This is a genomic window from Teichococcus coralli, from assembly GCF_009829925.1.
Lineage (GTDB): Bacteria > Pseudomonadota > Alphaproteobacteria > Acetobacterales > Acetobacteraceae > Pseudoroseomonas > Pseudoroseomonas coralli.
The window spans coordinates 40675-66176 of the sequence record NZ_SNVJ01000003.1 but is presented as its reverse complement, the minus strand read 5'-3'; the positions used below and the strand labels follow the sequence as shown (position 1 = coordinate 66176).

Annotated in this window: 22 protein-coding genes, 1 tRNA gene, 1 pseudogene and 1 riboswitch; of the genes and pseudogenes, 15 read left to right on the top strand and 9 right to left on the bottom strand. The window is 70.4% G+C overall.

What is annotated here, in order from left to right; translation table 11 throughout:
• Window positions 1-172: 172 nt before the first annotated feature.
• The 4 genes from E0493_RS04275 to E0493_RS04260 all read right to left on the bottom strand — a co-directional run bounded on the left by E0493_RS04275 (window position 173) and on the right by E0493_RS04260 (window position 5221).
• Window positions 173-748, bottom strand: coding sequence for an HPF/RaiA family ribosome-associated protein (locus E0493_RS04275; protein ID WP_160935693.1), 576 nt, complete (start codon window positions 746-748; stop codon window positions 173-175).
• 21 nt (window positions 749-769) lie between these two features.
• The gene (locus E0493_RS04270) at window positions 770-1840 is read right to left on the bottom strand and encodes a baeRF3 domain-containing protein (protein ID WP_160935692.1); all 1071 of its coding nucleotides are present in this window, start codon (window positions 1838-1840) and stop codon (window positions 770-772) included.
• Between the two features lie 118 nt (window positions 1841-1958).
• The gene (locus tag E0493_RS04265) at window positions 1959-2657 is read right to left on the bottom strand and encodes a lytic transglycosylase domain-containing protein (protein WP_160935691.1); all 699 of its coding nucleotides are present in this window, start codon (window positions 2655-2657) and stop codon (window positions 1959-1961) included.
• A 122-nt stretch (window positions 2658-2779) separates the two neighbouring features.
• Window positions 2780-5221, bottom strand: coding sequence for a glucose/quinate/shikimate family membrane-bound PQQ-dependent dehydrogenase (locus E0493_RS04260; RefSeq protein ID WP_160935690.1), 2442 nt, complete (start codon window positions 5219-5221; stop codon window positions 2780-2782).
• A gap of 312 nt (window positions 5222-5533) precedes the next feature.
• On the opposite strand from E0493_RS04260, the gene E0493_RS04255 reads away from it, so the two are divergent.
• From E0493_RS04255 to E0493_RS04215, 9 genes are all read left to right on the top strand, one after another.
• Window positions 5534-6058, top strand: a complete 525-nt coding sequence (locus tag E0493_RS04255; RefSeq protein WP_160935689.1) for a hypothetical protein — start codon at window positions 5534-5536, stop codon at window positions 6056-6058.
• Between the two features lie 384 nt (window positions 6059-6442).
• Entirely contained in the window at window positions 6443-8335 is a 1893-nt protein-coding gene (locus E0493_RS04250; protein ID WP_160935688.1) for a ribonucleoside-diphosphate reductase subunit alpha, read from the top strand.
• A gap of 107 nt (window positions 8336-8442) precedes the next feature.
• On the top strand, window positions 8443-9483 hold the full coding sequence (locus E0493_RS04245; protein ID WP_160935687.1) for a ribonucleotide-diphosphate reductase subunit beta: 1041 nt from the start codon (window positions 8443-8445) through the stop codon (window positions 9481-9483).
• A 92-nt stretch (window positions 9484-9575) separates the two neighbouring features.
• Entirely contained in the window at window positions 9576-10256 is a 681-nt protein-coding gene (locus E0493_RS04240; protein WP_160935686.1) for an SCO family protein, read from the top strand.
• 187 nt (window positions 10257-10443) lie between these two features.
• Window positions 10444-10728, top strand: a complete 285-nt coding sequence (locus tag E0493_RS04235) for a hypothetical protein (RefSeq protein ID WP_160935910.1) — start codon at window positions 10444-10446, stop codon at window positions 10726-10728.
• Window positions 10729-10931: 203 nt separating this feature from the next.
• Window positions 10932-11567, top strand: coding sequence for a peroxiredoxin (locus E0493_RS04230; RefSeq protein ID WP_160935685.1), 636 nt, complete (start codon window positions 10932-10934; stop codon window positions 11565-11567).
• Window positions 11567-12586 carry a cysteine synthase A gene (locus tag E0493_RS04225; protein ID WP_160935684.1) on the top strand — a complete coding sequence of 340 codons (1020 nt, stop codon included), beginning with the start codon at window positions 11567-11569 and terminating at the stop codon, window positions 12584-12586. Before E0493_RS04230 ends, E0493_RS04225 begins: the two co-directional genes overlap by 1 nt.
• Window positions 12587-12729: 143 nt before the next feature.
• Complete coding sequence (locus E0493_RS04220; RefSeq protein WP_160935683.1) at window positions 12730-14271, top strand: acetolactate synthase large subunit; 1542 nt, start codon at window positions 12730-12732, stop codon at window positions 14269-14271.
• Window positions 14272-14719: 448 nt separating this feature from the next.
• The gene (locus E0493_RS04215) at window positions 14720-15028 is read left to right on the top strand and encodes a YciI family protein (RefSeq protein WP_160935682.1); all 309 of its coding nucleotides are present in this window, start codon (window positions 14720-14722) and stop codon (window positions 15026-15028) included.
• Here E0493_RS04215 and E0493_RS04210 read toward each other — a convergent pair.
• On the bottom strand, window positions 14937-15347 hold the full coding sequence (locus tag E0493_RS04210) for a cupin domain-containing protein (protein ID WP_160935681.1): 411 nt from the start codon (window positions 15345-15347) through the stop codon (window positions 14937-14939). The genes E0493_RS04215 and E0493_RS04210 overlap by 92 nt on opposite strands.
• Window positions 15344-16099, bottom strand: coding sequence for an isochorismatase family protein (locus E0493_RS04205; RefSeq protein WP_160935680.1), 756 nt, complete (start codon window positions 16097-16099; stop codon window positions 15344-15346). Before E0493_RS04205 ends, E0493_RS04210 begins: the two co-directional genes overlap by 4 nt.
• A gap of 52 nt (window positions 16100-16151) precedes the next feature.
• Here E0493_RS04205 and E0493_RS04200 point away from each other — a divergent pair, with 52 nt between their 5' ends.
• Entirely contained in the window at window positions 16152-17159 is a 1008-nt protein-coding gene (locus tag E0493_RS04200; protein WP_160935679.1) for a GlxA family transcriptional regulator, read from the top strand.
• 441 nt (window positions 17160-17600) lie between these two features.
• Here the strand turns inward: E0493_RS04200 and metZ are convergent.
• Window positions 17601-18782, bottom strand: a pseudogene (gene metZ / locus E0493_RS04195) (O-succinylhomoserine sulfhydrylase); the annotation flags it as partial.
• Between the two features lie 64 nt (window positions 18783-18846).
• A riboswitch (SAM riboswitch) is annotated at window positions 18847-18925 on the bottom strand.
• 64 nt (window positions 18926-18989) lie between these two features.
• Between metZ and E0493_RS04190 the strand changes: the two are divergent.
• The 5 genes from E0493_RS04190 to E0493_RS04170 all read left to right on the top strand — a co-directional run bounded on the left by E0493_RS04190 (window position 18990) and on the right by E0493_RS04170 (window position 23018).
• A tRNA-Gly gene (locus tag E0493_RS04190) sits at window positions 18990-19064 on the top strand.
• Between the two features lie 255 nt (window positions 19065-19319).
• Entirely contained in the window at window positions 19320-20078 is a 759-nt protein-coding gene (locus E0493_RS04185) for a GntR family transcriptional regulator (protein WP_235913590.1), read from the top strand.
• 195 nt (window positions 20079-20273) lie between these two features.
• The gene (locus E0493_RS04180; RefSeq protein ID WP_160935676.1) at window positions 20274-21248 is read left to right on the top strand and encodes a C4-dicarboxylate TRAP transporter substrate-binding protein; all 975 of its coding nucleotides are present in this window, start codon (window positions 20274-20276) and stop codon (window positions 21246-21248) included.
• 4 nt (window positions 21249-21252) lie between these two features.
• A complete protein-coding gene (locus E0493_RS04175) occupies window positions 21253-21744 on the top strand; it encodes a TRAP transporter small permease (protein ID WP_160935675.1) in 492 nt (163 codons plus the stop codon).
• Entirely contained in the window at window positions 21741-23018 is a 1278-nt protein-coding gene (locus tag E0493_RS04170) for a TRAP transporter large permease (RefSeq protein WP_367614453.1), read from the top strand. Before E0493_RS04175 ends, E0493_RS04170 begins: the two co-directional genes overlap by 4 nt.
• Window positions 23019-23068: 50 nt before the next feature.
• Here E0493_RS04170 and E0493_RS04165 read toward each other — a convergent pair whose 3' ends face one another.
• Complete coding sequence (locus E0493_RS04165; protein ID WP_160935674.1) at window positions 23069-23953, bottom strand: metallophosphoesterase family protein; 885 nt, start codon at window positions 23951-23953, stop codon at window positions 23069-23071.
• The gene (locus E0493_RS04160) at window positions 23950-25494 is read right to left on the bottom strand and encodes an ABC transporter substrate-binding protein (protein WP_160935673.1); all 1545 of its coding nucleotides are present in this window, start codon (window positions 25492-25494) and stop codon (window positions 23950-23952) included. The genes E0493_RS04165 and E0493_RS04160 overlap by 4 nt, the downstream gene beginning before the upstream one ends.
• Window positions 25495-25502 lie beyond the last annotated feature (8 nt).

The window sequence follows — 25502 nt, the reverse complement described above, 5'->3', positions numbered from 1 at the left end:
GTGTCCGAGGTGACGCCGCCACCCCCCTGGGGGAGGGCTGCAAGGGCGGCGCCCCTGGTCCCGGCCACCCCTGCTGCGCCCGGCTCTCGCACCGGCCATTCCTAGGCCGCGGCGGCTGCCCTTTTGTGACGCTTTCCCGAAGGAACGGTGACGGATGCCCCCGCCCCCCGCCTCACGCCACAGGCTTGGGCGAAACGGTGCGGACCTTTGTTGCCGTCGGGCCGGCACTGCCCTGCTCCTCGACGTAGTGGACCCGGTCGCCCTCGTGCAGGTCCTCGAAGCGGCCGTCGGTCACGCTGTCGCGGTGGAAGTAGAGCTGCGTGCCGGTGTTGGTGAGGATGAAGCCGTGATCCTGCCCCGGCTCGATCAGCGTCACCTGGCCGGCCACGGCCTCGGCGCCCGGCTTGGTGGTGTCCTCCCGCAGCTTGCCCTTGAAGGCTTCGAGCTGGCGCTCCGCCGCCTTGAAGGCGTCCCGCATGGAGGTCCGCACGTCCGGATTGGCGTAGCGCTCCTTGGCCCGCTGCGGCTCGCGCGAGACGGCGAGGTCGCGGCCGGGGACGGAGAGGGTGATGTGCACCTCGTGGATGTTTCCGGTCTGGTGCTGCTGGTGCAGGGCCTCCACGGAAACGCGGCAGCCGATCAGGTGGGTGTAGCGCTTCTCGAGCTTGTCCACGGCCTGCCGGATCTCGGCTTCGAGGGAAGGGGAGGAGGGCATGTTGTGGAAGGCGATCTCCAGCGGGCGATCCATCGGGATCCTCCTTTCGTTCGGTCAGTAGCGAAGCAGCGCGGCCGCCAGGCTGGCGCGCGGGATGCGCTCGCGCGGCAGGGCGAAGGCGCGGCCTCCATTGCGCAACGTGCTGACGGCCACCTGGTTGAGCAGATCCTCGTCCATGCCGCCGGGCGTGCCACGCACCTCGTGCAGGCCGCCCCGCCGGTCGAAACGGCCCCAGGCGGCGGTGTCGGAAGCGACGGCGACCGCATCGATCCGGCCTTCCTCAGCCGCGTGCAGGATTTCCTCGAGCCGGATCGCCACGGTGCTTTCCGCCGCGCCCAGGCGGGCGCCGAGCTTCTCGATCAGCGTCTGCGATTCGCTTTCCAGCAACGGCCGGATGACGGTGAGGGCACGTTCCTGCAATGCCGCGGGGGAGAAGGCGTGCGGATTGAGCGACAGGCCCTCGGAGAGCAGCTGCGGCAGCGGCGCCATCCTGCGGAAATGGCCGCTCACCTTCGGTTCCGCCGCCAGCAGCAGGGGAGCGGAATCACCACTCAGGCGCGCCTTCAACGCTTCCGCGACGCGCTGGATCTCGCCCAGCAGGCCCTCCTGCGCCGCCGTCTCCTCACGAAGCTCCGGCTGCTCCGCCGCATCGGACGGCGACCGCTCGAGCGCCAGGGGAACTTCGCCGCGTTCGAAAGGCGTGACGGAGAAGAGGCGGGCACGCCCTGCGCTGAGCGCCAGCAGCCAGAAGCGGCGATGACGCGCCATCATCGGCAGCAACGGCTTGATGCAGGCATGCCGCGCCACGGCGACGTGGAAGGGCACCTCCTGCGGCAGCGGCAGCAGCCGCACCCCGCTGGCATGCAGGAACAGGGCAATGGCCGGCTCCCGGTGCTCGACGAGATCGAGATTGACGGCGACTTCCTCAAGCGGAGCCAGAACCGCCCTGCGCCGGCGCGCGTCGAGGCCGCGGCGCTCCAGTCCTTCTGTCGCCGCTTGCAGAATTTCCCGCAGGCGCGCGCGCTGCGGCCGGATGTCGTGCTGCTCGGGATCGAGCGGGAGGTAGGCGGAAACGACGTGCTCGGCGGGTTCAAAGAGCGTCCGCAGGCTCGCATTGCTGAGCATGGCGCTTTCCGAAGTTCGCGATCGAAGTTCAACGCGCCGCGGAAAACGCGGTTTCCACGGCAGGACAGGACTTGCCGGCTTCCGCTGAACGTCGCGCAATGACCCGCGATGTACTCCGCTACTGCTGCCGCGCGCCGGAATGAATGCAGACCAGCCGCGGCGTGGCGAGGCGGTGCCCGCCGCGAGCCGCGGTGAAGCGGAGCGCGGCCACCCGCCCGCGGGCACAGAGGCCGGAGACCAGCTGGGGCGGCAAGGGCGCCGCACCGCCGCCGTTCCAGGCCGCGCCCAGGCGCGCAAGGGCGACGCGGCGGCTGTAGGCGAGGCCGCGCTCCGGCTCGCCGGAATGGTAATGCGCGACGGCGCTGCCCCAATCGCTATGCCGCGCCTGCAACATGCGAAGGAAGCGCACGGCGTAGCGCGTGTTGCCTTCCGGATCGAAGGCCTCCTCCAGGTTCCCGAAGGCCTGGGGGTGGTAGAGGAGGTTGACCTGCATGCAGCCGACATCGATGGACCGGACGCCCTGCGCCTGCAGCTTCTCAACCGCCGCGACGGCGGCCGCCTTGCTGGGGGCGGCGAAGCCCTCGCCGCCGACATTGTAGGACCACGGCCAGGGCACGGGACGGCCGGTGGCGGGATCGGGCCGGCCACTCTCGACCAGGGCGATGGCGCCGAGCAGCCCCGGCGGCACCCCCGCACCCGGGGCGATGGTGGCGATCGCCTGCCGGCAGAGCGCCGCGTCGCGCTCCGCTGCACGGGCGGGAGGAGCGAGGGCGATGCCGAGGGCAAGCATGGCGGCGAGGAAGGCGGAGCGGATCATGCCGAGCAGAAGATGCTCCGCCCGGCGCGGGGCGCAAGCCTTTCGCCGCCGCGGCGCCGGAAGGGACGCCGGAAGGGGCGCCGGAAGGGACACCCGCAGGGGCGGCCGGGAAGGCCATGTGCTCAGCGGCGGCTGGTCCGGCTGCTCTGCCCGCCGCGGGGCAGGGCATAGGCGATGAGATAGTCGCCCTGCTTGGTGCCGAGCGAGCCATGGCCGCCGGCCGGCACCAGCAGGATCTGCCGGCCGCTCGGGGCGCGGTAGGTCATCGGGGTCGCCTGGCCGCCGGCCGGCAGTCGGTCCTGCCAGAGCTGCCGGCCCGTGGTGACGTCATAGGCGCGCACGTAGTAGTCGATCGTGCCGGTCAGGAAGGCGACGCCGCCGGCGGTAATGATCGGGCCGCCCAGCGCCGGGACGCCCATCTTGAAGGGCAGCGGCACCGGCGACTGGTCGCGCACCGTGCCGTTCTTGTGCATGTAGGCGATCTCGCCGGTGCGCAGGTCCACGCCCGCGACATAGCCCCAGGGCGGCGCCTGGCAGGGCAGGCCGAGCGGCGAGACCAGCGGGCCCATGTCCACGGCGAAGGGCGCGCCGTAGTTCGGGTTGACGCCGAGCTCGTCGGCGCCGCCCTGCATGTCGGAGCCGCCGGCGGGGCTCTGGATGTCGGCGGGGCGATTCTCCTGCTGCTGCCGCCCGCGCGGGATCAGGCGCGAGTAGAAGGCGAAGTAGCTGGGCGCCGCGAAGGCCACCTGGCGCGCCGGGTCCACCGCGATGCCGCCCCAGTCGAAGACGCCGAAATTGCCGGGGTAGACCAGCGAGCCCCGCACGCTGGGCGGCGTGAAGATGCCCTCGTAGCGCAGCCGGTGGAAGCGGATGCGGCAATAAAGCTGGTCGAACATGGTGGCGCCCCACATGTCGCGGCCCTCCAGCGGTCGGGGCGGCGCGAAGGTGACGCTGGAGAAGGGCTGGGTGGGAGCGGTGTGGTCGCCCTCCGCCGCGCCCTGCGGCACCGGGCGCTCCGGCGCCGGGAAGATCGGCTCGCCGGTCCGGCGGTCAAGCACGAAGAGGTCGCCGCGCTTGGTGGAGGCCACCAGCGCCGGCACCGTCCGGCCCCGGACGTCGAGGTCCACCAGGTTGGGCTGACCGCCGATGTCCATGTCCCAGAGGTCGTGGTGCACGGTCTGGTAGACCCAGCGCACCTGGCCGGTGTCGATGTCCAGCGCCAGGATCGCGCTGGAGAAGCGCTCCATGTTCGGCGTGCGGTGGCCGCCCCACTGGTCCGGCGTGGCGTTGCCCATCGGCAGGTAGATCATGCCGAGTTCCTCGTCGGCGCTGGAGATGCTCCAGCTGTTCGGCGAGTTGTGGGTGTAGGTCTCGCCGGGGCCGATCGGCTCCGTGCTGTCGGGCTCGCCGGGGTCCATGTTCCACACCAGCCTTCCGGTGAAGACGTCGTAGGCGCGGATCACGCCCGAGGGCTCGGTCGTGGAGACGTTGTCGCTGACGTTGCCGGCGATGATGACGAGGTCATGCGCCACCACCGGCGGCGAGGTGGAGTAGTAGAAGCCCGGCTGCAGGTCGGGCATGCCGCGCCAGAGGTCCACATGCCCGTTCTCGCCGAAGCCGGGGCAGGGCTGGCCGGTCTCGGCGTTCAGCGCGATCAGCCGCGCGTCGGCGGTGGGCAGGAAGATGCGGGCGGAGCAGTCGCCGGCCGCCGCCGCCTGTTCGGGGGCTGCGGCATGGTAGGAGACGCCGCGGCAGGTCAGGTGCTGGAGTTCCTTGGAGACCTTGATCTGCGGGTCGTGGCGCCACAGCTCGCGGCCGGTCTCGGCATCCAGCGCGATCGCATAGTCATGCGGCGTGCAGATGAAGACCTTGTCGCCCACCTTCAGCGGGGTCAGCTCGAAGGTCGTTTCGTTGGGATCGCCGGGCTGGGGCATGTCGCCGGTGCGATAGGTCCAGGCCACCTGCAGGTCGGCCACGTTCTCCGGCGTGATCTCGGCCAGCGGGGAGTAGCGGTTGCCGTGGTCGGTGCGGCCATAGGCGTGCCAGTCGCCGCCCGGCACGCCGGCATCGTCCGCCGCCGGGGCGGCGCCGGCGCGGGGCAGGGTGCCGGCCCGGCCGTGCGGGCCGCCGAACATCGCCGCGACACCATAGGCGCCGCCCAGCGCCAGCGCCGCCAGCAGCGGCAGCGCCGCGCCGGTCCAGGACAGCGCCGGCTGCGCTTCACGCCGCCGCAGGGGCCGCGTGATCCAGGGCATCAGCAAGTAGAGGCCGATGATGAAGATGACGTCGCCGCGGGGTGCGAGCTGCCACCAGTCCAGGCCGATCTCACGCCAGGCCCAGAGGACGCTGCCGAGCACCACCAGGGCGTAGAGCCAGAGGGCCAAGGGGCTGCGCAGCATCAGCAGCGCGCCGGTCGCCGCGAAGGCGAGGCCGGTGATGGCGTAATACCAGGACCCGCCGAGGAGGATGAGCCAGGTGCCCGCGGCGCCCAGTGCCAGGCCGATCAGGAGGATGACGAGCCCGGAGCCCCAGAGGAGGAGGGAAGAAGCTTGCGATCCGCGCATGGTGGTGCTTGCCCAGTTGCCGCAATGCGTCAGCAACCGCCCTCGGCCTCGCGAAGTTCCGCCCCGCCGCAAGGAAAGCGCCTGGCGGCGGATGCGCGCCGCGCATCGGGGCGGGGCGCCCGGGAGGCGAGGCGCGGAGGCCTCCAACGGCGGGATTCCTCCGCCGGAGGCCTTGATGAAGGCCAGCTCGGGGCGGCGGGCTGCCAGCCGGAGGGCCGGTTTCGCGGAAAGGGGCGCGGCGGCGTGCCGGGCTGAACCCTGGCTGCCCCAACCGGTTCCTCTCGGCATAACGGCCATGAAGGAGGATTGAGCATGCCGATCCGGAAGCCCGCGCTGGCCCTGGCTCTGGCCCTGGCGATGATGCTGGGGCTGGGAGGCCACGCCCTCGCGCAGACCGATCCACGGCAGGCGCCCGTGACCCCGCCGACGCCAAGCCGGCCGCAGACCGACCCGAGCCTGGGATTCTCGCCGCAGCCCGCGGCGGGCAGCCTGAAGGACTATGCGGGCCTGCTGCAGGACGCGCAGTCGCAACTTGAAACCGCCATCCGGCGCAGCGGGGACGAGCCTGCCGGCAACCGGCAGAACGCGATGACGCCGGCGCGGATGGACGTCAAGGCGGCGGCGCAGCGGGTGCACAACGCCATGCTCCGCGCGCCCCGCGAGTTGCGCGACGACGCGGTGTACGAAAGCGCCGAGCGGTCGGTGCGCGACGACCTTTTCAGCCTCTCCCAGCCCCTCAGCCTGGACGAGACCAACGGCGCCGCACGCCGTGTGCTGAACACCGTGGACACCCTGCGGCAGAAGGTGGAGCAGCGCGCCGGCGGCAAGTCCGGCTGAGGCGGAGGCAGCGGCGGGGGGCCATCCGGCCGGCCGGATTCGGGGCAAGGGGGGCGGCGGTGCGTCCCTCCTTGCGCCATGGAGTCTCCGGCGCCGGCCGGCCGAATCCGCAGGCGGCCGGAAGGGTGCGGCATGCTTGCCACCGGTTAAAAAATTCTCAATCCCCCGCGCCTTGCCAAGCCGCCTGAACAGGATGGTGGATAACCTTGGCTTCGCCAGATTTTCCGGGGATTCGGGCAGGGGCGGCGCCTGTGGACAGCGGGGCGGCAGACCAACTTGTAGCGGTCCGCCATGCATCCCACCCCCTAGATGTGGGTTGAAGCCGGCGGCGGCAGGGTGCAAAGGTGCGCCTCGACCCGCCCAAGCGATTCAGGGATTCTCGCCGTGTTCGATGCCGTTCAGCTTGCCGATGACATCCAGCTTCCCGGGCATGGTCAGGTGCATGTGGACCGCTCGCGGGATGCGCTGCTCACCGATTTCGGGAAGGCGACGCTGAGCGACCGCTACCTGATGCCGGGCGAGTCCTACCAGGACCTGTTCGCCCGCGTGGCCAGTGCATTCGGCGACGACGCCGCGCATGCGCAGCGCATCTACGACTACATCAGCCGCCTCTGGTTCATGCCGGCGACGCCGGTGCTGTCGAACGGCGGCACCACGCGCGGCCTGCCGATCTCCTGCTTCCTGAACGAGGCGAATGACAGCCTGGACGGCATCGTCGGGCTGTGGAACGAGAACGTCTGGCTGGCCTCCAAGGGCGGCGGCATCGGCTCCTACTGGGGCAACCTGCGCTCGATCGGCGAGAAGGTCGGCCAGAACGGCAAGACCTCGGGCATCATCCCCTTCATCCGGGTGATGGACAGCCTGACGCTCGCCATCTCGCAGGGCTCGCTGCGGCGCGGCTCGGCGGCGGTGTATCTCCCGGCCTCGCATCCCGAGATCGAGGAGTTCATCGACATGCGCCGCCCGACCGGCGGCGACCCGAACCGCAAGGCGCTGAACCTGCACCACGGCATCCTCATCCCCGACGCCTTCATGCGCGCGGTGGAGAATGACGAGGAATGGGCGCTGACCTCGCCGAAGGACGGCGCGGTGATCCGCAAGATCCCGGCGCGCGGCCTGTGGATCCGCATCCTGATGGCGCGGATCGAGCAGGGCGAGCCCTACATCATCTTCTCCGACCACGTGAACCGCGCGCGGCCGGAGCACCACAAGCTGGCCGGGCTGGAGGTCAAGACCTCCAACCTCTGCTCCGAGATCACGCTGCCCACCGGGCGGGACCAGCACGGGGAGGAGCGCACCGCCGTCTGCTGCCTCTCCTCGCTGAACCTCGAGACCTGGTTCGAGTGGAAGGACGAGCCGCGCTTCATCCCCGACGTGATGCGCTTCCTCGACAACGTGCTGCAGAGCTTCATCGACCACGCGCCGGACAGCATGGCGCGGGCGAAGTACAGCGCCATGCGCGAGCGCTCCGTCGGCCTCGGTGTGATGGGCTTCCACTCCTTCCTGCAGGCGCAGAACGTGCCCTTCGAGAGCGTCATCGCGAAGGTCTGGAACAAGCGGATGTTCAAGCACATCCGCGAGCAGGCCGATGCCGCCTCGCGCCAGCTCGCGGAGGAGCGCGGGCCTTGCCCGGACGCCGCCGAGTACGGCTCGATGGAGCGTTTCTCGAACAAGATGGCGATCGCGCCGACGGCGTCCATCTCCATCATCTGCGGCGGCGCCTCGCCGGGCATCGAGCCGATCGCGGCGAACGTCTATAACCACAAGACGCTGTCCGGCAGCTTCATCGTGCGCAACCCGTACCTCAAGAAGGTGCTGGCGAAGCACGGCCGCGACGACGAGGAGACCTGGACCACCGTCACGGTCAACAAGGGCAGCGTGCAGCACCTGGACTTCCTGGACGAGCAGGAGAAGGCCGTCTTCAAGACCGCCTTCGAGCTCGACCAGCGCTGGGTGGTGGAGCACGCCGCCGACCGCACGCCCTTCATCTGCCAGAGCCAGTCGGTGAACCTGTTCGTGCCGGCCGACGTGCATAAGCGCGACCTGCACCAGATCCACTACCAGGCCTGGAAGAAGGGCGTGAAGTCGCTCTACTACTGCCGCAGCCTCTCCATCCAGCGCGCCGACACGATCAGCGAGAAGGTTGCCGCCCAGCCCGCGCTCGGTGCGGCCGGGATCAGCGTCGAGGCCGTGCTGCCGACCACGCCGGCCCGCCCGACCCGCGCCGTGGCCGGCGAGAACGCCACGAACTACGAGGAATGCCTCGCCTGCCAGTGAGGCAGGCGCCGGCCCCTCACACAGACTCTCTTTGACCCGCGGCGGCGCCGCCTGTCCCCTCCGGGGGCGGGGCGGCAGCCCCGCGACCGAATGCCGGAGATCCCGCCATGTCCGCGACCGCCGAAAGCGCGCCCGAGAAGTTCGACCTGCTGACCGCCAACCCGGTCTACAAGCCCTTCCGCTATCCCTGGGCCTACGACGCGTGGCTGACGCAGCAGCGCGTCCACTGGCTGCCGGAAGAGGTGCCGATGGCCGATGACGTGAAGGACTGGCAGAAGAACCTGACCGACGTGGAGCGCAACCTCGTCACGCAGATCTTCCGCTTCTTCACCCAGGCGGATGTCGAGGTGAACGGCGCCTACATGAAGTACTACAGCCAGGTCTTCAAGCCGACCGAAGTGCTGATGATGCTTTCGTCGTTCAGCAACATCGAGACGATCCACATCGCGGCGTACTCGCACCTGCTCGACACCATCGGCATGCCCGAGACCGAGTACCAGGCCTTCCTCAAGTACAAGGAGATGAAGGACAAGTACGACTACATGCAGACCTTCTCGGTCGAGAACAAGACCGAGATCGCCAAGACGCTGGCCGCCTTCGGCGCCTTCACCGAGGGCCTGCAGCTCTTCGCCTCCTTCGCCATCCTGCTGAACTTCCCCCGCTTCAACAAGATGAAGGGGATGGGGCAGATCGTGACCTGGTCGGTGCGCGACGAGACGCTGCACTGCCTTTCCGTCATCCGGCTGTTCCGCACCTTCATCCAGGAGAACCCGGAGATCTGGACCGAGCAGTTCCGCCAGGAGCTGGTCACCATCTGCACCACCATCGTCGAGCACGAGGACGCCTTCATCGACCTCGCCTTCGAGCTGGGCGGCGTGCAGGGCATGACGCCGGAGGACATCAAGAAGTACATCCGCTTCATCGCCGACCGCCGCCTGCAGCAGCTCGGGCTCGACCCTTTCTACGGCATCGAGAAGAACCCGCTGCCCTGGCTGGACGAGATCCTGAACGCGGTCGAGCACATGAACTTCTTCGAGGGCCGCGCGACCGAGTATTCCAAGGCCAGCACCCAGGGCACCTGGGAGGAGGCCTTCGCCGAGGGCATCTTCTCCGAGAAGCAGCCGGAAGGTGCGATCCTCCCCGGCTGAGCCGCGGCGGTTACGCATTGCAACACGGTGCGGCTCCCCGCGCGGGCCGCACCCCCTGACCAAGTGGCGCGGGATGGTCTAAGCAGGGGGCCATGCAACGCGCCCTCCGCATCCTCGTCCTGGCTCTGATCGCGACCCTTGCCGTGCTCTGGGGCGTCGCCTGGTTCGGCCGGGAGCCGGGCGAGCCGCTCGGCGATGCCTTTGTCCGCCAGATCGCCCGGCTGACGGGGGGGGAGGCACCCGCGCCTGCCATTCCCGGAAGCGTCCAGCTTCCCGGCAGCATGTCCCTCGGCGGCCCCTTCACCCTGGTGAACCAGGAGGGTCGCCCCGTCACCGAGGCGGATTTCAAGGGCCAGGTCATGGTGGCCTATTTTGGCTACACGTTCTGCCCCGATGTCTGCCCGACCGAGCTGGGCGGCATCGCCAGCGCCATGGATCTGCTGACGCCCGCGGAGGCGGCGCAGGTCACGCCGGCGCTGTTCACCATCGATCCAGAGCGCGACACTCCGGCGCAGCTCAAGGCCTATGTGAGCAATTTCCACCCGCGCATGGTGGGGCTGACCGGCACGCCGGAGCAGGTGGCCGAGGCGGCCCGGCGCTTCCGCGTCTTCTACGCCAAGGTGGAGCGGCCGGAGATGAGCGAATACCTCATGGATCACTCCTCCTTCATCTATCTGATCGGCGAGGGGGGAAAGGTGACGGCCCTGCTGCGCCCGCAGACCCCGCCCGAGGCGGTCGCCGCCGCGATCCGGGCGCAGCTCGCCAGGCGCTGAGGCTTTTCCGGAGCCGCCGGCGCCGGGGGGCAGGATTGGAGGGCTGCCAGCGTCTTGCGGCTTGTGAACCGGAGTATCGTCGGTAAATTCATACAAACGCGATTCGCCACAACCCAAGAGGGTGGGGCGGAATTGACTGCAAGTGTGTACTGGCATCCCGCTGGTGAGGATGAGGAGCATGGGCGACATGGCGGATGAGTGGTCGGACGGCCCCGCAGGGCATGACGCGTCGCGCAGCACCCCTGCAACGCCTCGTCATACACGCCGCCTGTCCGACAAGATCCTGATCGCCTTCCATCAGGCCTGCGACCAGGGAGATCTAGAGGTGGCGCAGGAACTGCTCCTGGTGCTGGAGAAGATGGTGACGCGCCGCCCCACCATGCCCGATCAGAACCGGCGCAAGAGCATGGAGAGCCTCGTCGCCGCGCATGAGCGGCTCTGGCTGCTTCGACATCCCGAGAGCATGCTCTAGCCGTTTGTTTTGACGAGCATCTTCACCCGTCCCGATGATGCAACCGGAACGGGATCTGCTCTAGCCGGCTCGTGGGTGCCGGGACCGGAGCCGCAAATCTACGCGGGTTTCAAGGGCTTTAGGCCCCGCCGGTGGTGTTGAGGGCGGATTGACCACGTTCCTGTCGCGTGATTTCTTCCGCGCCGGAACCAGGAGGACGCCGCATGACCATTCAGCTCGGACAAACGGCCCCGGACTTCACGGCCGAGACCACTGCCGGAACCATCCGCTTTCATGACTGGGCCGGCGAGTCCTGGGTGGTGCTGTTCAGCCATCCCAAGGATTTCACGCCCGTCTGCACCACCGAACTGGGAGAGGCGGCCCGGCTGAAGCCCGAGTTCGAGCGGCGCAACGCCAAGGTCATTGGCCTTTCCGTGGACCCGCTGGACCGCCATGCCGGCTGGGAGGCCGACATCGCCGAGACCCAGGGCGCGGCCGTCAACTTCCCGATGATCGCCGACCAGGACCGCAAGGTGTCCGAGCTCTACGGCATGATCCATCCCGAGGCCGACCCGGCGGTCACCGTGCGGACGGTCTTTGTGATCGATCCGCAGAAGAAGGTGCGGCTGATGCTCACCTATCCGCCCTCCACCGGGCGGAACTTCCAGGAGGTGCTGCGGGTGATCGACAGCCTCCAGCTCACCGACCGCCACAAGGTCGCCACGCCGGTGAACTGGCAGAAGGGCGAGCGCGCCATCATTGTTCCGAGCGTCACGGACGAGCAGGCGAAGGAGCGGTTCCCCCAGGGCTGGGAGGCGCAGAAGCCCTATCTCCGCTGGGTCGACCTGAAGGATTCCTGATGCCGGCTCTCCCCATCGCCGACGGATTCTGGGGGGCGGTGCACAACACGCCGCTCATTCGCCTCCAGCGCGCCTCCGAGGAGACGGGCTGCGAGATCCTGGGCAAGGCCGAGTTCATGAACCCCGGCGGCTCGGTGAAGGACCGCGCCGCGCTGGGCATCCTGCAGGATGCCGTGGAGCAGGGGCTGCTGGTGCCGGGGCAGCCGGGCACGGTGGTCGAGGGCACCGCCGGCAACACCGGCATCGGGCTGGCGCTGGCCGCCAATGCGCGGGGGTGGCGCAGCGTCATTGTGGTGCCTGAGACGCAGAGCCGGGAGAAGCTCGACTTCCTCCGCATGATCGGTGCCGACCTGCGGCCGGTGCCGGCCAAGCCCTATGCCGATCCCGGAAACTACGTGCATGTCTCCCGGCGGCTGGCGGAGGAGATGCAGGCCGCGGGGGGCAGGACCATCTGGGCCAACCAGTTCGACAACCTGGCCAACCGCCGCGCGCATGAGCAGTACACCGGCCGCGAGATCTGGGAGCAGACGGAGGGGCGGGTGGACGCCTTCACCTGCGCCTGCGGCACCGGCGGCACCCTGGCTGGCGTGGCCCTGGCGCTGAAGGCGCGGAACGACCGGGTCCGCATCGTGCTCGCCGATCCCGAGGGCAGCGCGCTTGCCCCCTGGGTGAAGGCCGGCACGGTGAAGGCCACGCCGGGCAATTCCATCACCGAGGGGATCGGCCAGGCGGCCCGCGTGCCGGGCAACCTGGAGGGCGCGCCGATCGACAGCGCCGAGACCATCCCGGACGCCGAGGCGCTGCAATGGGTCTTCTCGCTGCTGGTCGAGGAAGGGCTCTCGGTCGGTGGCAGCGCCGGGCTGAACGTGGCGGCCGCGGTGCGCGTCGCCAAGGCGCTGGGGCCGGGGCACACCGTCGCCACCATCCTTTGCGACGGTGGGGCGCGGTATCAGTCCAAGCTGTTCAATCCCGAGTTCCTGCGGAGCAAGGGGCTGCCGGTCCCGCACTGGCTGGCCTGAAAGGGGCAGGGGACGCCGCCTCCGGCGACCCCCGCCGGGGGAGCGGTGTTCCCCCTGACCCCGCCAATCCGTTCCCGCCCCACTTGGCCCATCCTGATTTTGGCGGCACCCTGCGCGGCTGATTCGCCAAGGGAGGACGGTCTATGAACGGCGCCGAGAGCCTGGTCCATACGCTGCTGAAGAGCGGGGTGGATACCTGCTTCGCCAATCCAGGCACGAGCGAGATGCACTTCGTCGCCGCACTGGACCGGATTCCCGGCATGCGCTGCGTGCTGGGCCTGCAGGAGAACATCGTCACCGGCATGGCCGATGGCTATTGGCGCATGAGCGAGAAGCCGGCCGCCACCCTGCTGCACTGCGGCCCGGGCCTCGCCAACGGCCTCGCCAACCTGCACAACGCCCGGCGTGCCCGCAGCGGCATCGTCAACATCGTGGGCGACCAGGCGACCTACCACCGCCCGCTCGACGCCCAGCTCACCGCCGATACCGAGGGCTGGGCGCGGCCCGTCTCCGGCTGGGTGCGGACGGCGATGGACGCCAAGCGCGTCGGCGCCGATGCCGCCGTGGCCGTGCAGGCCGCCCGCACCGCGCCGGGGCAGATCGCCACCCTGATCCTGCCGGCCGACACCGCCTGGAACGAGGGCGGCGAGCCCGCCGAGGCGCTGCCCGTGCCGCCCGCCACCACGCCCGACCCGCATGCAGTGAAGACCGCCGCCCGCGTGCTGCGCGAGAAGAAGAACGTGCTGATCCTGCTGGGCGGCATCGGCCTGCGGGGCGAGGCGCAGGCGCTCGCCTGGCGCGCCGCGCAGGCCACCGGCCAGCGCGTGCTGGCCGAGATGTCCAACGCCCGCGTCGAGCGCGGCCGCGGCCGCCTCCAGCTGGAGCGGGTGCCCTATCCGGTGGACATGGCGATCGAGTCGCTCAAGTGGGTCGAGCACCTGATCCTGGTGAACGCCAAGGCGCCGGTCGGCTTCTTCGCCTATCCCGGCAAGCCGAGCCGGCATTACCCCGAGACGGCCGAGGTGCATGTCCTCTCCCGCTACGAGGAGGACGGCATCGCCGCGCTGCAGGCGCTGGTGGAGGAGCTGGGCGCGCCGGAGGCCGCCATGCCCGATCCCGGCCCGCGCCCGGACCCTGCGCGTGGCGCGCCGACGCCGGAGGGCCTGGCCCGCACGCTGGCCGCGCTGATGCCGGAGGGCAGCATCGTGGCCGACGAGAGCGTTTCCTTCGGCCGCGGCTTCTACAAGGAGACCCACGCGGCGCCGCCGCATGACTGGTTGCAGATCACCGGCGGCGCCATCGGCTGCGGCATGCCGCTGGCCACCGGGGCGGCGATCGGCGCCGGCGGGCAGCGGCGCGTGATCAACCTGCAGGCCGACGGCTCGGCCATGTACACGCTGCAGTCGCTCTGGACCCAGGCGCGCGAGAAGCTGCCCGTCACCACCATCATCCTGTCCAACCGCAAGTACCAGATCCTGATCGGCGAGTACCAGAACGTCGGCGCCAATCCGGGCCCGACGGCGATGAGCATGCTCGACCTCGGCAACCCGGACCTCGACTGGCTGCGGCTGGCCGGCGGCATGGGGGTGGAGGCCGCGCGCGCCACCACGCTGGAGCAGTGCGGCGACCTGCTGGCGCAGTCCTGCGCGCAGAACGCGCCGTTCCTGATCGAGCTGGTGATCTGACGGCCAGCCGGCGGGGCGCCCATCGCCCCGCCGGTTTTTTCCCGCCACCCCGCAAAGCGTGCTTGACGCGGCCGGCCTGCCGGCATTTACTGCGAATAACTCGCAATTGCAGCGATAGGCTGGTGGACGCGGTCACTACCGTCCCACCGCGCAGAGGGTCCCGCTTCTCCCCCCGGATCCGCCAGCCCATCCAGCTTTGCGAGATCCGGCGCCGGCCCGCAGGGGAGGCGGGCGCCGGAAGCGGACCGGGGCGATCGGGCGCAGACTTGCGAACCGCCCGATCAAACCGCGCGGCGCCTGAAGGGGGTGCCGCCGGGGGCTGACTTTGCACGCGGGCAGGGCGTGCAGGCCCCGGTCCGCGCCCTTCCTTCCGCCATGGCGGGGGATGGCGCCGGCCCGTCCAGACGCTAGGCTGGCCGAAGCCATAAGCCTGGAGGAACGCAGCCCGATGCCCTACATCATCGAAACCTTCGACAAGCCGGACAGCCTCGCGCTGCGCAAGTCCACGCGCGACGAGCACCTCGACTACCTGGACGCCAACATGGACAGGCTGCTCGCCTGCGGCGCCAAGCTGAAGGACGACGGCAGCGACGCCGGCGGCGGCCTCTACATCGTCGATGTCGAGACCCGCGCGGAAGCCGAGGCCTTCATCGCCGCCGATCCCTTCAGCAAGGCCGGCCTCTTCGAGCGCGTGCAGATCTCGCGCTGGCGCAAGGGCTACCTGGACGGCAAGAGCTTCTTCCCGCCGCGCAAGTGAGCTCGTCGCTGCCGGCCTGCTCCACCACCAGCAGGCAGGCCGGGCCCTGCGGATGCGCCACGTGCTCGGCGCCCGCGGGGAGGTGCAGCAGGTCCCCGGGGCCAAGCGTGACGACCCGCTCCGCCCCATCCTCGCGCAGGTGCATCGCCACCCGCCCGGCCAGCACCGCGAAGACCTCCTGGCCCGTGTTGACGTGCCAGCGATAGGGCTGGTCGGTCCAGCGCAGCTTCACCACCGCGTCGGGGATTCGCGCCACCGCGGGGCCGGACCAGGCCGTGCCGCCCGGCAGGGCAGCGCCATGGAACAGCGTCGCGCTCATGCCGGCACGGCCTCCACCGGAACCACGGCGGCGAAGCGATCCGCGAGCGCCGCCAATGCCACGCGCTGGACCCAGGCGGCCGGAAGCCGGATGCCGCCGAGCGGATCGGGCAGGGGACGGGTCGCGGTGGCGTCGGCGGCGACCGTCGCCGGCAGGCCGAGATCCAGCGCCGCCCGCGCGGTGGAGGAGACGCACATATGCGTCATGAAGCCGGCCAGCAGCAGCTTGCCCCGGCCGGTCGCGGCGATGCGCGCCTGGAGGTCGGTGCCGGCGAAGGCGTTGGGCAGGGTCTTGCCGATCACCGCCTCGCCCGCCTCGGGCCGCGCCGCCTCCAGGATGGCGCCGCCCGCGGCCGGGTCGAGAAGGCCGCCGGCGCGGCCGCGATGCGCCACATGGATCACCGGCGTCCCGGCCGCGCGGGCGCGGGCGAGCAGGGCGGCGAGCCGCTCGCTGGCCGCCGCGATGCCCTCCAGCGGCAGATGCCCGCTGCGGTATTCCTCCTGGGCGTCGATCACCACCAGCACCGCCTCGGCCAGCCGCGCGGGGGCCGGCTGCACGCCCGCGAGGCCAAGCAGGGTGGGCGGCGGCGGCAGGGCGGCGAGGGCGGCCTCGAAATGTGCCGTCGCGCCGGCGAACTTGTCGCGGCAGCCGGGATCGCAGAAGCCGACGGGCTCGTCCTGCCAGCGCGTCAGGGCCTCGGGCGCGACCGGCTTGCCCGACCAGGGGCAGGTCTCGTTGATGGGTTGGGGCATGGAGATGGTTCCTCGGGGCATTGGCGCTAGCCTGCCGCGCGGAGGCTCTGGCATGAAGGACATCATGCCCTCCTTTCCTGCCAAGCCGCGCTCCGTGGTCCTTCCGCTCTATCCCGGGGTGATGCTGCTCGACGTGGCGGGGCCGGCGGAGGTTTTCGCCGCCGCCGCCCGGCTGGCGGGGCAGGGCGCTCCGGTTCCGTACCGCCTGCACCTCGTCTCGCCGCAGGGTGGTGCAGTGGCGACCGAGCTGGGGGTCGGGCTGGACAGCATGCCCTGGGCGAGCTTGGGAGAGGCGCCGGCCGACACGCTGCTTGTGCCGGGCGGCGAAGGGGCGCTGGCGGCGGCGGAGGATGCCGCCTTCCTGGACTGGTTGCGCAGCATGGCTGGCGCGGCGCGGCGGGTGGCCTCGGTCTGCCTGGGTTCGTTCATCCTTGCCGCGGCGGGGCTGCTGGAGGGCCGCGCCGCCACAACACACTGGCGCCATTGCGCCGCGCTCCAGCGGCGCCACCCCGGCGTGATGGTGCGGCCGGAGCCGATCTTCGTGCGCGACGGCCGCTTCTGGACCTCGGCCGGGGTGACCGCCGGCATCGACATGGCGCTGGCGCTGGTGGAGGAGGATCTTGGCCACGCCGCGGCGCTGGAGGTGGCGCAGCGCCTTGTGGTCTTCCTGAAGCGGCCCGGCGGGCAGGCACAGTTCAGCGCCGCGCTGGCAGCCCAGGCCAGCAGCCGCGACAGCGACTTCGCCGGGCTGCTGGGCTGGATGGCGGCCAATCTCTCGGCCGACCTGCGCGTGGAAGTGCTCGCGGAGCGCGCCGGCATGGCGCCGCGCAGCTTCGCCCGCGCCTTTGTCGCGCAGACCGGCGAAACGCCCGCCCATGCGGTGGAAGGGCTGCGCGTGGAGGCGGCGCGGCACTTGCTGGAGACCGGGGAACTGGCGGTGGCGGAAATCGCCCGCCGCTGCGGCTTTGGCGATGACGAGCGAATGCGCCGGGCATTTCTGCGCCGGCTCGAAGCCTCGCCGGCGGAGTACCGTGCCCGGTTCGGGCGGGCGGTGGCATAGGAAAAGCCCGGGGGAGGAAAAGCCCGGGGGAGGAAAAGCCCAGGGGAGGAAAAGCCTGGGGGAAGGAATTCCCCGAAAGCCCCATCCATTTTCTTCGGGTTTCCCGCGCCGGCGGCGCGCGCAGCGCCAGGCCGACAAAAAGAAGATGGGAGTTCGGGGGAATTGCTTCCCCCGATTTTTCCTGCTTCCTCAGCCGCGCTTGCGGCGGGGTGCGGGCTCGGCGAAGAGGTCGGGCTCCGGCGCCGCGGCCGGGGCGGCGGCGGGCTCGGCGGACCTGGTCTTGGCGGCCGTCTTGCGGGGCGCGGGTTTCGCCGGCCCGGGCTTCGCCGGCCTGGTCCTGGAGCGCGCGGCCGGCTTCTTGGGCGCGGGAGCCACGCTTTCCTCCACCACCATCCGTGCCAAGGGCTTCTTCTTCGGCGCCGGGTTGCCCGCCACCACGTCCAGCGCCGCGGCGATGTCCTCCACCAGGTCCTCGACATCCTCCAGGCCGACGGAAAGGCGCACCGCGCCATCGGAGATGCCGAGCCGCGCCCGCTCCTCGGCCGAGACGCGCATATGCGTGGTCGTCGCGGGGTGGGTGATCAGGCTCTTGGAGTCGCCGAGGTTGTTGGAGATGTCCACCACCCGCAGCGCGTCGAGGAAGCGGAAGGCCGCCTCCTTGCCGCCCTTCAGCTCGAAGCTGACCAGCGTGCCACCGCCCGTCATCTGCTGCTTGGCCAGCGCGTATTGCGGATGGCTGGCGAGGTAGGGATAGCAGACGCGGCCGATCTCGGCGCGCTCCTCCAGCATCTGCGCGATGGCGGCGGCGCTGCGGCACATGGCGGGCACGCGGAGGTGCAGCGTCTCCAGCCCTTTCAGGATGACCCAGGCGTTGAAGGGCGAGATGGCCGGGCCGGTGTTGCGGATGAAGGGCTGCAGCACCTCCTCCACCCACTTCTTGCTGCCCAGCACGGCGCCGCCCAGCACGCGGCCCTGGCCGTCGAAGTGCTTGGTGGCGGAATAAACCACCACGTCGGCGCCGAACTTCATCGGCTTCTGCAGCAGCGGCGTGGCGAAGACGTTGTCCACCACGACCACCGCGCCGGCGGCATGCGCCAGGTCGCAGACGGCCTTCAGGTCCACGAGATCCAGCATCGGGTTCGAGGGCGTCTCGATCAGCACCATCTGGCAGGGGCGCTTGAAGGCCGCCTCCCATTGCGCGAGGTCGCCGCCGTCCACGAACTCGGTCTGGATGCCATAGCGGGGCAGCAGGGTGGAGACGATCCAGTGGCAGGAGCCGAACAGCGCGCGGCTGGCCACCACGCGATCGCCTGTCTTCAGATGCGAAAGCATGGCGGAACTGACGGCGGCCATGCCGGTGGCGGTGGCGCGGCAGGCCTCGGCACCTTCCAGCGCGGCGAGGCGGGCCTCCAGCATCTGCACGGTCGGGTTGCCGAAGCGGGAGTACTGGAAGTGCTGCGCCTCGCCGGTGAAGGTCTGCTCGGCCTGCACGGCGCTGTCATAGACGAAGCCGGAGGTCAGGTAGAGCGACTCGGAGGTCTCGTCGAGGTTGCTGCGCATCTGCCCGCCGCGCACCAGCAGGGTGGCGGGGCGAAAGGGGCGGTCTGAGGCGGGCTTTGCCATGGGACGGGCGACTCTCGGGCTTGCATCACACACAAACCGGCCCGGTCGGGCGGAGGTCTGGCACAACAGCCCCGCCGCGGCCGTTTAGCGCGATTGTTTAAGCTCGCCGCAAGCTGGCCGGACAAATCGCGAGCGCCTCTCGCAAGGCCGCCGGACCTTACGCCCGGCTTGCCCCCCGCACAAGGCCGGGCTACAACGACCGGCGACGCGGGCGTAGTTCAGAGGTAGAACGTCAGCTTCCCAAGCTGAATGTCGTGGGTTCGATTCCCATCGCCCGCTCCAGGCGCTTCCGGCACGCGGCCGGTTTTCTCCCGCCGGATCGCTCCGGCAACCAGCCCTGGCCCGCCACGGCCTCGCGCGGAACGCATCTGCGCATTCCCGTCCATCGCCCCATCAGGACCAGCGAGGCACCTGCGCATCGCTGCGGGGCGCGCCGCCACGCCTGGTCCTCCGTCGCGTCCTGGTGCCCGCCGCCAGCATGCGCAGGCGCATCACAGAAGCCTCAACGGCCGCCTGAGCCGCTTGGCGCCAACGTTCTTGTTTCGCAACGGCGTGATCTGCTATTGCAGTTTTGTGCCGAGCCTTCAGCCCTTCAACAGCCTGGATGCCACCGACCCGCGCTCGCTGGCCGACCTGGCCCATGAGCGCATCCGCGAGGCCATCGTGCTTGGCACCCTGCAGCCGGGCGCGCGCCTTTCCGAACGGGGCCTGGCCGCCGCCCTCAACATCTCCGCGCAGCCGGTGCGGGATGCGCTGCGCCGCCTGGAAACCGAGGGGCTGGTCGAGACGCAGCCGCGCAGCGGCACCTATGTGGCCGATCTCAGCGCGACGCGGCTGACGGAGATCGGCCTGATCCGCTCCGCGCTGGAGGGCGTGGCCGCGGCGCTGGCCGCCACCCGCATCGACGCCGCCGGCTGTTCCGCGCTGCGCAGCCGCCTCGCCGCCGTGCGCCGCGCCACGAAACAGGAGGACGCCGAGGCGGTGGCCGCCGCCAACGACGCCCTGCATGCGGCGATCCATGCCGCGGCGGGCAGCGGCGATCTGCGGAGGCTGCTCGAGCGCCTGCGTGCCTACGATTATCTCGGCCGCGCCCGCGTGCTGTCCTCGCCCGCCGAGCGGCAGCGCGCCGTGGAGGAACACCACGCGATCGTGGCCGCGATCGAGGCGGGGGCGGCACGGAAGGCCGAAGCGATCATGCGCGACCACGCGCTGCGTTCGCTCGCCGTCGCTTTCCCGGAAGAGGCCGCCGCGGCGATCTGGCAAGCGGAGGCGACGGAAGGGCCGCCGGGGCGCTGAAAGGAAGCGAGCCCGCAGGGCTGCCGCCGGTTCCCGCGATCCGGTCGGCAGGCGTGCAGGGCGCGGAAGACGGACCCGCGCCGCCGCCCGCCGCGACGGGGCGGGCGCGACAACCAGACCGCACGCCGCGGCGTGCGCAGACCGGCAGCCGAACAGACCGGCAGCCCAACAGACCGGCAGCAAAGGAGGACGTTCATGCTTACCCGTCGTATCGTCATGGCTGGCGCGCTTGCCTCTCCCCTGGTGGTTCGCCGCGCCTTCGCCCAGTCGGCCACGCTCAGCGTCAACTCGGCGCTGACCGATGACGACCCGATGTTCAACGGCCTGCGCGCCTTCAAGGAGGCGGTCGAGAAGCGCAGCGGCGGCAGCCTGCGCGTGAACCTGTTTCCCTCCTCGCAGCTTGGCCCGGATGAGGACGTGCTGGAGCAGGCGCGCGCCGGCGCCGGCGTCGCGGTGCTGGTCGATGGCGGCCGGCTCGCGCCCTATGTCCACGAATTCGGCATCCTCGGCGCGCCCTACATCGCCAGCGGCTTCCCGGAGCTGCGCAAGATCGCCACCTCGCCACTGTTCGAGGGCTGGACGGAAAAGCTGCGCAAGGCCTCCGGCCACCAGGTGCTGTCCTTCAACTGGTTCCAGGGCGACCGCCACCTGCTGACCAACAAGCCGGTGACCACCCCCGCCGATCTCGGCGGCGTGCGGATGCGCACCCCCGGCGCGCCGGTCTGGCTGGAGACCATCCGCGCGATGGGGGCGACGCCGACGCCGCTGCCCTGGACGGAGGTCTATTCGGCGCTGCAGCTGCGCGCCATCGACGGCGCGGAGGCGCAATACCCCGCCGTCTGGGGCGCGCGCCTCTACGAGGTGATCAAGAACATCACCAAGACCGGCCACATCAACCTCATCACCGGGCTGGTCGGCTCGCGCGCCTGGTTCGACGGGCTCTCCCCGGAGCAGCGGACGATCCTGCGGGATGAGGCGCTGAACGGCGGGGATGTCGGCTCGAAGGCCACCCTCGCCTCGCTGGACGATTTCGAGAAGAAGCTGCGCGCGGCCAAGGTCGAGATCGCGACGCCCGATCTGACGCCCTTCCGCGAGGCGACGAAGGTCGTCTACGACAAGCTGAACTACGCCGCGCTGCGGCGCGAAGTCGACGCCGCCATCGCCGGCTGAGCCGATGCGGACCCTGGAAAGGGCGGAGGAGGCGCTCGGCGTCCTCCTCTTCGCCGGCGTCTGCCTGCTGGTGCTGCTGGGGGCGCTGTCCCGCACGGTCGGCATGCCGCTGATCTGGTCCATCGACATGGCCCAGATGCTGTTCGCCTGGACTGCCGTGCTTGGCGCCGACGTGGCGCTGAAGCGCTGGCAGCACATCGAGATCGACATCCTCGTGCGGCTTTTCCCGCCAGGGGTGCGGCACCTGCTGGCGATGGTGTGGCTGCTGGCCATCGCCGCCTTTCTGGCGACGCTGGTCTGGCTCGGCGTCAAGCTGACCCTGCTGAACCTGGAGCGCGAGCTGGGCGATGCCGGCATCTCCTATGGCTGGGTCACCGCGGCGATCCCGGCCGGCGCGGCGCTGATGCTGATCACCGTGGTGGGCCGCCTGGTCGGCGGGCTGCGGCGGCGGGATGGCGCCCTCAACCTCGAAGGCCGGGACGGGATGGTGCTGTGACCGCGATCGTCAGCCTGCTGTTCTTCGTGCTCATGTTCCTGGGCATGCCGGTGGCCTTCGCCATCGGCTGCGCCTCCTTCCTGTTCTACCTGTTCGGGCCGGTGCCGCCGGCCATCGCGGTGCAGCGCATCGTCTCGGCCACGCAGTCCTTCCCGTTGCTGGCCGTGCCGCTGTTCGTGCTCGCCGGCCACCTGATGAACGAGGCCGGCATCACCGAGCGGCTGATCCGGCTGGCCACGGCGATGGCCGGCTGGATCCGAGGCGGGCTGGCGCAGGTGGCCATCGCGCTCAGCGCGCTGATGGGCGGCGTTTCCGGCTCGGCGGTGGCGGATGCCGCGATGGAGGCGCGCATCCTCGGCCCCGCCATGCTCAGCCGCGGCTACTCGCGCGGCTTCGCCTCCGCCGCCATCGCCGTCGGCTCGCTGATCACCGCCACCATCCCGCCCAGCATCGGGCTGATCCTCTACGGCTTCCTTGGCAATGTCTCGATCGGCCGGCTGTTCATCGCCGGCATCATTCCGGGCGTGCTGATGACCGTCTTCCTGATGGCGACGGCCTGGGCGGTCGCCGTCCGGCGCGGATACCAAGCGGAGCTGGAACGGCCGCCGCGCGGTGGCGAGCTGCTGCGGGCGGTGTGGGAGAGCAAGTGGGCGCTGCTCTTTCCCCTCTTCCTGATCGGCGGCATCCGCTACGGCATCTTCACGCCGTCCGAAGCGGGCGCCTTTGCCGTCGCCTATGCGATCATCGTCGGCATGCTGGTCTATCGCGAGCTGACCTGGCGGAAGCTGGTGCAGGCGCTGCAGCACAGCCTGGCCGATACCGGCATGATCATGCTGATCATCATGTTCTCGGCGATGATCGGCTACATGATCACCATGGAGCGGGTGCCGCAGAACGCCACGGCCTTCCTGGCCAGCCTTTCGCAGAACCGCTACGTGCTGCTGCTGCTGATCACCGCCTTCCTCGCGGTGCTCGGCATGTTCCTGGAATCCACCGTCATTACCCTGCTGCTGACGCCCATCCTGGTGCCGGTGGTGACACGCCTCGGCATCGACCCCGTGCATTTCGGCGTGGTGATGATGACGACGGTGACGCTGGGCGGCATGACGCCGCCCGTGGGCGTGGCGATGTTCACCGTCTGCGGCATGCTGGATTGCCCGATGGAGGAATACACGCGCGACGCCCTGCCGTTCCTTGGCGCGGTGATCGCGCTGATCGTGCTGATGATCTTTGTGCCGGCCATCGTGCTGGTGCTGCCGAACCTGCTCTTCTGAGCCGCTGGCCAGGAGGCGCCGGGCCGGACCGCCCGCGCGCCTCTCCTGGTTCATGCGCCAAGCAACTCCGCCGGATCCGGCATCGGCGGCAGGGTGGTGGTGGTGCCGCCGTTCGCCGCGGTCCAGCCGGTCATGTCGATGACGAACATGCGCTGCGGCTGCACCAGCCGGTGGCGCGCGGCGCGGCCTTCCAGCGCCCATTCCAGGTAGCCCGGGCGGGGCAGGTGGCCATCCATTTCCAGGCCGCGCCGGGCGCTGACCATGGCGGTCGCGGGTGCCCAGACGATGGCCATGCCGCGATGGCGCAGGGTCCGGTAGAGGTGCAGGTGGCCGCAGGCGATGACCTTCACGCCGCCGTCCGCGCAGGCGTCGAGAAAGGCGCGGCGCGCCTCGTAGGGCAGGCTTGAGGTGGTGAAGCCCCGGTCCTCAGGATCGTCGGCGAAGGGCGGCATGTGGGTGAAGACCATCACCGGCCGGTCTTGGCGGGTGGCCAGCGCCTCGGCGAGGAAGCCTTGCTGCTCGGCCTCCTCCGGTAGGCCGCTGGCCATCAGCGCGCTGTCCAGCCCGATCACGCGCCAGGCGCCGAGATCGCGCCGCCACCATTGCGGGCCGACATGCTGCCGCCAGGCCGCCATGCGGGCGGCCGTCAGCGGTTGCTCCAGGCGGGCGAAGCGCGGCGCCTCGCCGATATCATGGTTGCCCGGGATGGCCAGCCAGGGCACCCCCAGCGCCGCCATGGCGGCCGCGCCGTAGCGCAGGTCCTCGGGCGCCGCGGGACCGTTGAAGGCGAGGTCGCCCGAATGCACGATCAGGTCGGGCGGTGCCGCACGCATGGCGGCGCGGAAGGCGGCGAAGTTGCCGGCGAAATAGCCATGGCTGGGCGAGAGATGCGTGTCGCTCACCTGCACCAGGCGGATCGGCGCGTCGTTGTTCATGCGAAGCTCAGGTTGTCCGGTCGCAGGTCCATGAAGTAGAAGGTGCAGGGGCGCCACTTCACCCGGCTCCGCACGGCATAGAACTCGGCGGGCTGGTAGAGCACCGTGCCAGGCGCGGCATCCTCCCAGGCGTCGAGCATCGCCCTGAACAGCGCCTTGCGCCTCGCGGGATCGGTCTCGCCCTCCAGCGCGCGGCCGGCGGCGTTGAAGGCCGCGGTGCTGGCGAAGGCGCCGGACTTCTGGAACCAGCTCGACGGCCCCCAAGAGATCCAGAGCGAGCCGAGCGGGTCGGGCAGGCGCGTGGAATTGGAGTTGTTGCCGATCTGCTGCCCCTCGGCGCGCATCTGGGGGAAGTTCTCCACCACCTGCAGCCGCGCGTTGATGCCGACGGCGCGCCACATCTCGATCATCACCTGCGCCGCGCGCAGCGCGTTGGTGTAGTAGTTCGGCAGGGTGCGGTAGGTGATCTCCTGGCCGTTGTAGCCGGCCTCGCGCAGCAGCCGCTTCGCGCGCTCGGGGTCGTGGGGCAGGGAGCGGCCCTCCAGGAACATGTCGCCATATTCCGGGAAGTTGTGGCCGTGCGGCACCACGGCGGCGCCGCCCCAGAGCGTCTCCACCAGAAGCCGGCGGTCCACCGCGAGGGCAAGCGCCTGCCGGATGCGCTTGTCGCCCATGCCCGGGCCTCGTTCGTCGAAGGTGAGCACATGGACGTTGGCCAGCACCACCTGGCGGATATCCACCTCCCCGACCGGCTTCAGCATCTCCAGCTGGTCGGGCGGCACGTTGGTGATCAGGGCCACGTCGCCGGCCTGCAAGGCGGCGACGCGCGCGGCCAGCTCGGGGATCTGGCGGAACACCACCTGCCGCGCGGTGGGGCGGGCCATCCAGTAGTCGTCGAAGGCGTCGAGGGTGATGCGCTGGTAGCTCTGCATCGCCCGCAGCCTGTAGGGACCGGTGCCGACGGGGTCGCGGCTGAAGCCGTCGAAGCCACGCTCCTCATAGGCCCGCTTGCTGACGATCCAGGCGCACCAGGAGGCCAGGCGCTGCTCCAGCAGAACGTCCGGCACGCGGGTGCGGAAGCGCACGGTGTTGTCGCCCACCGCCTCCACGCCGGCGAGCGTGGCGAAGTAGGACCTCGCCTCCGGCATCAGCGGCTTCTCGCCATGCATCCGATTGGAGGTGAAGGTATAGACCACGTCCTCCGGCGTCAGCAGGTCGCCGTTGTGGAAGCGCACGCCCTCGCGCAGCGTCAGCACCAGCTCGCTCGGGCCATTGCGCGTCCAGGACGTGGCGAGGTGGGGCTTCAGCCCGGCGCCGCCGCCATCCGGCGAGGCCAGGAAGTCGCGGCGGATCAGCGTGTCGAAGATCGAGTAGGTGATCCGCGTGCCGACGTTGGACAGCTCGCGCGCCGGCTCCAGCGTCGGCGGCAGTTCGGGAACGCCGATGTTCAGCACCGGCCGGGCGTCGGCCTGCGCGGCGGCGGCCCTGGCGAAGGGCAGCGCCATGCCGGCGCCGAGCAGGGAGCGGCGAGGAAGCGTCATGAGAGGTC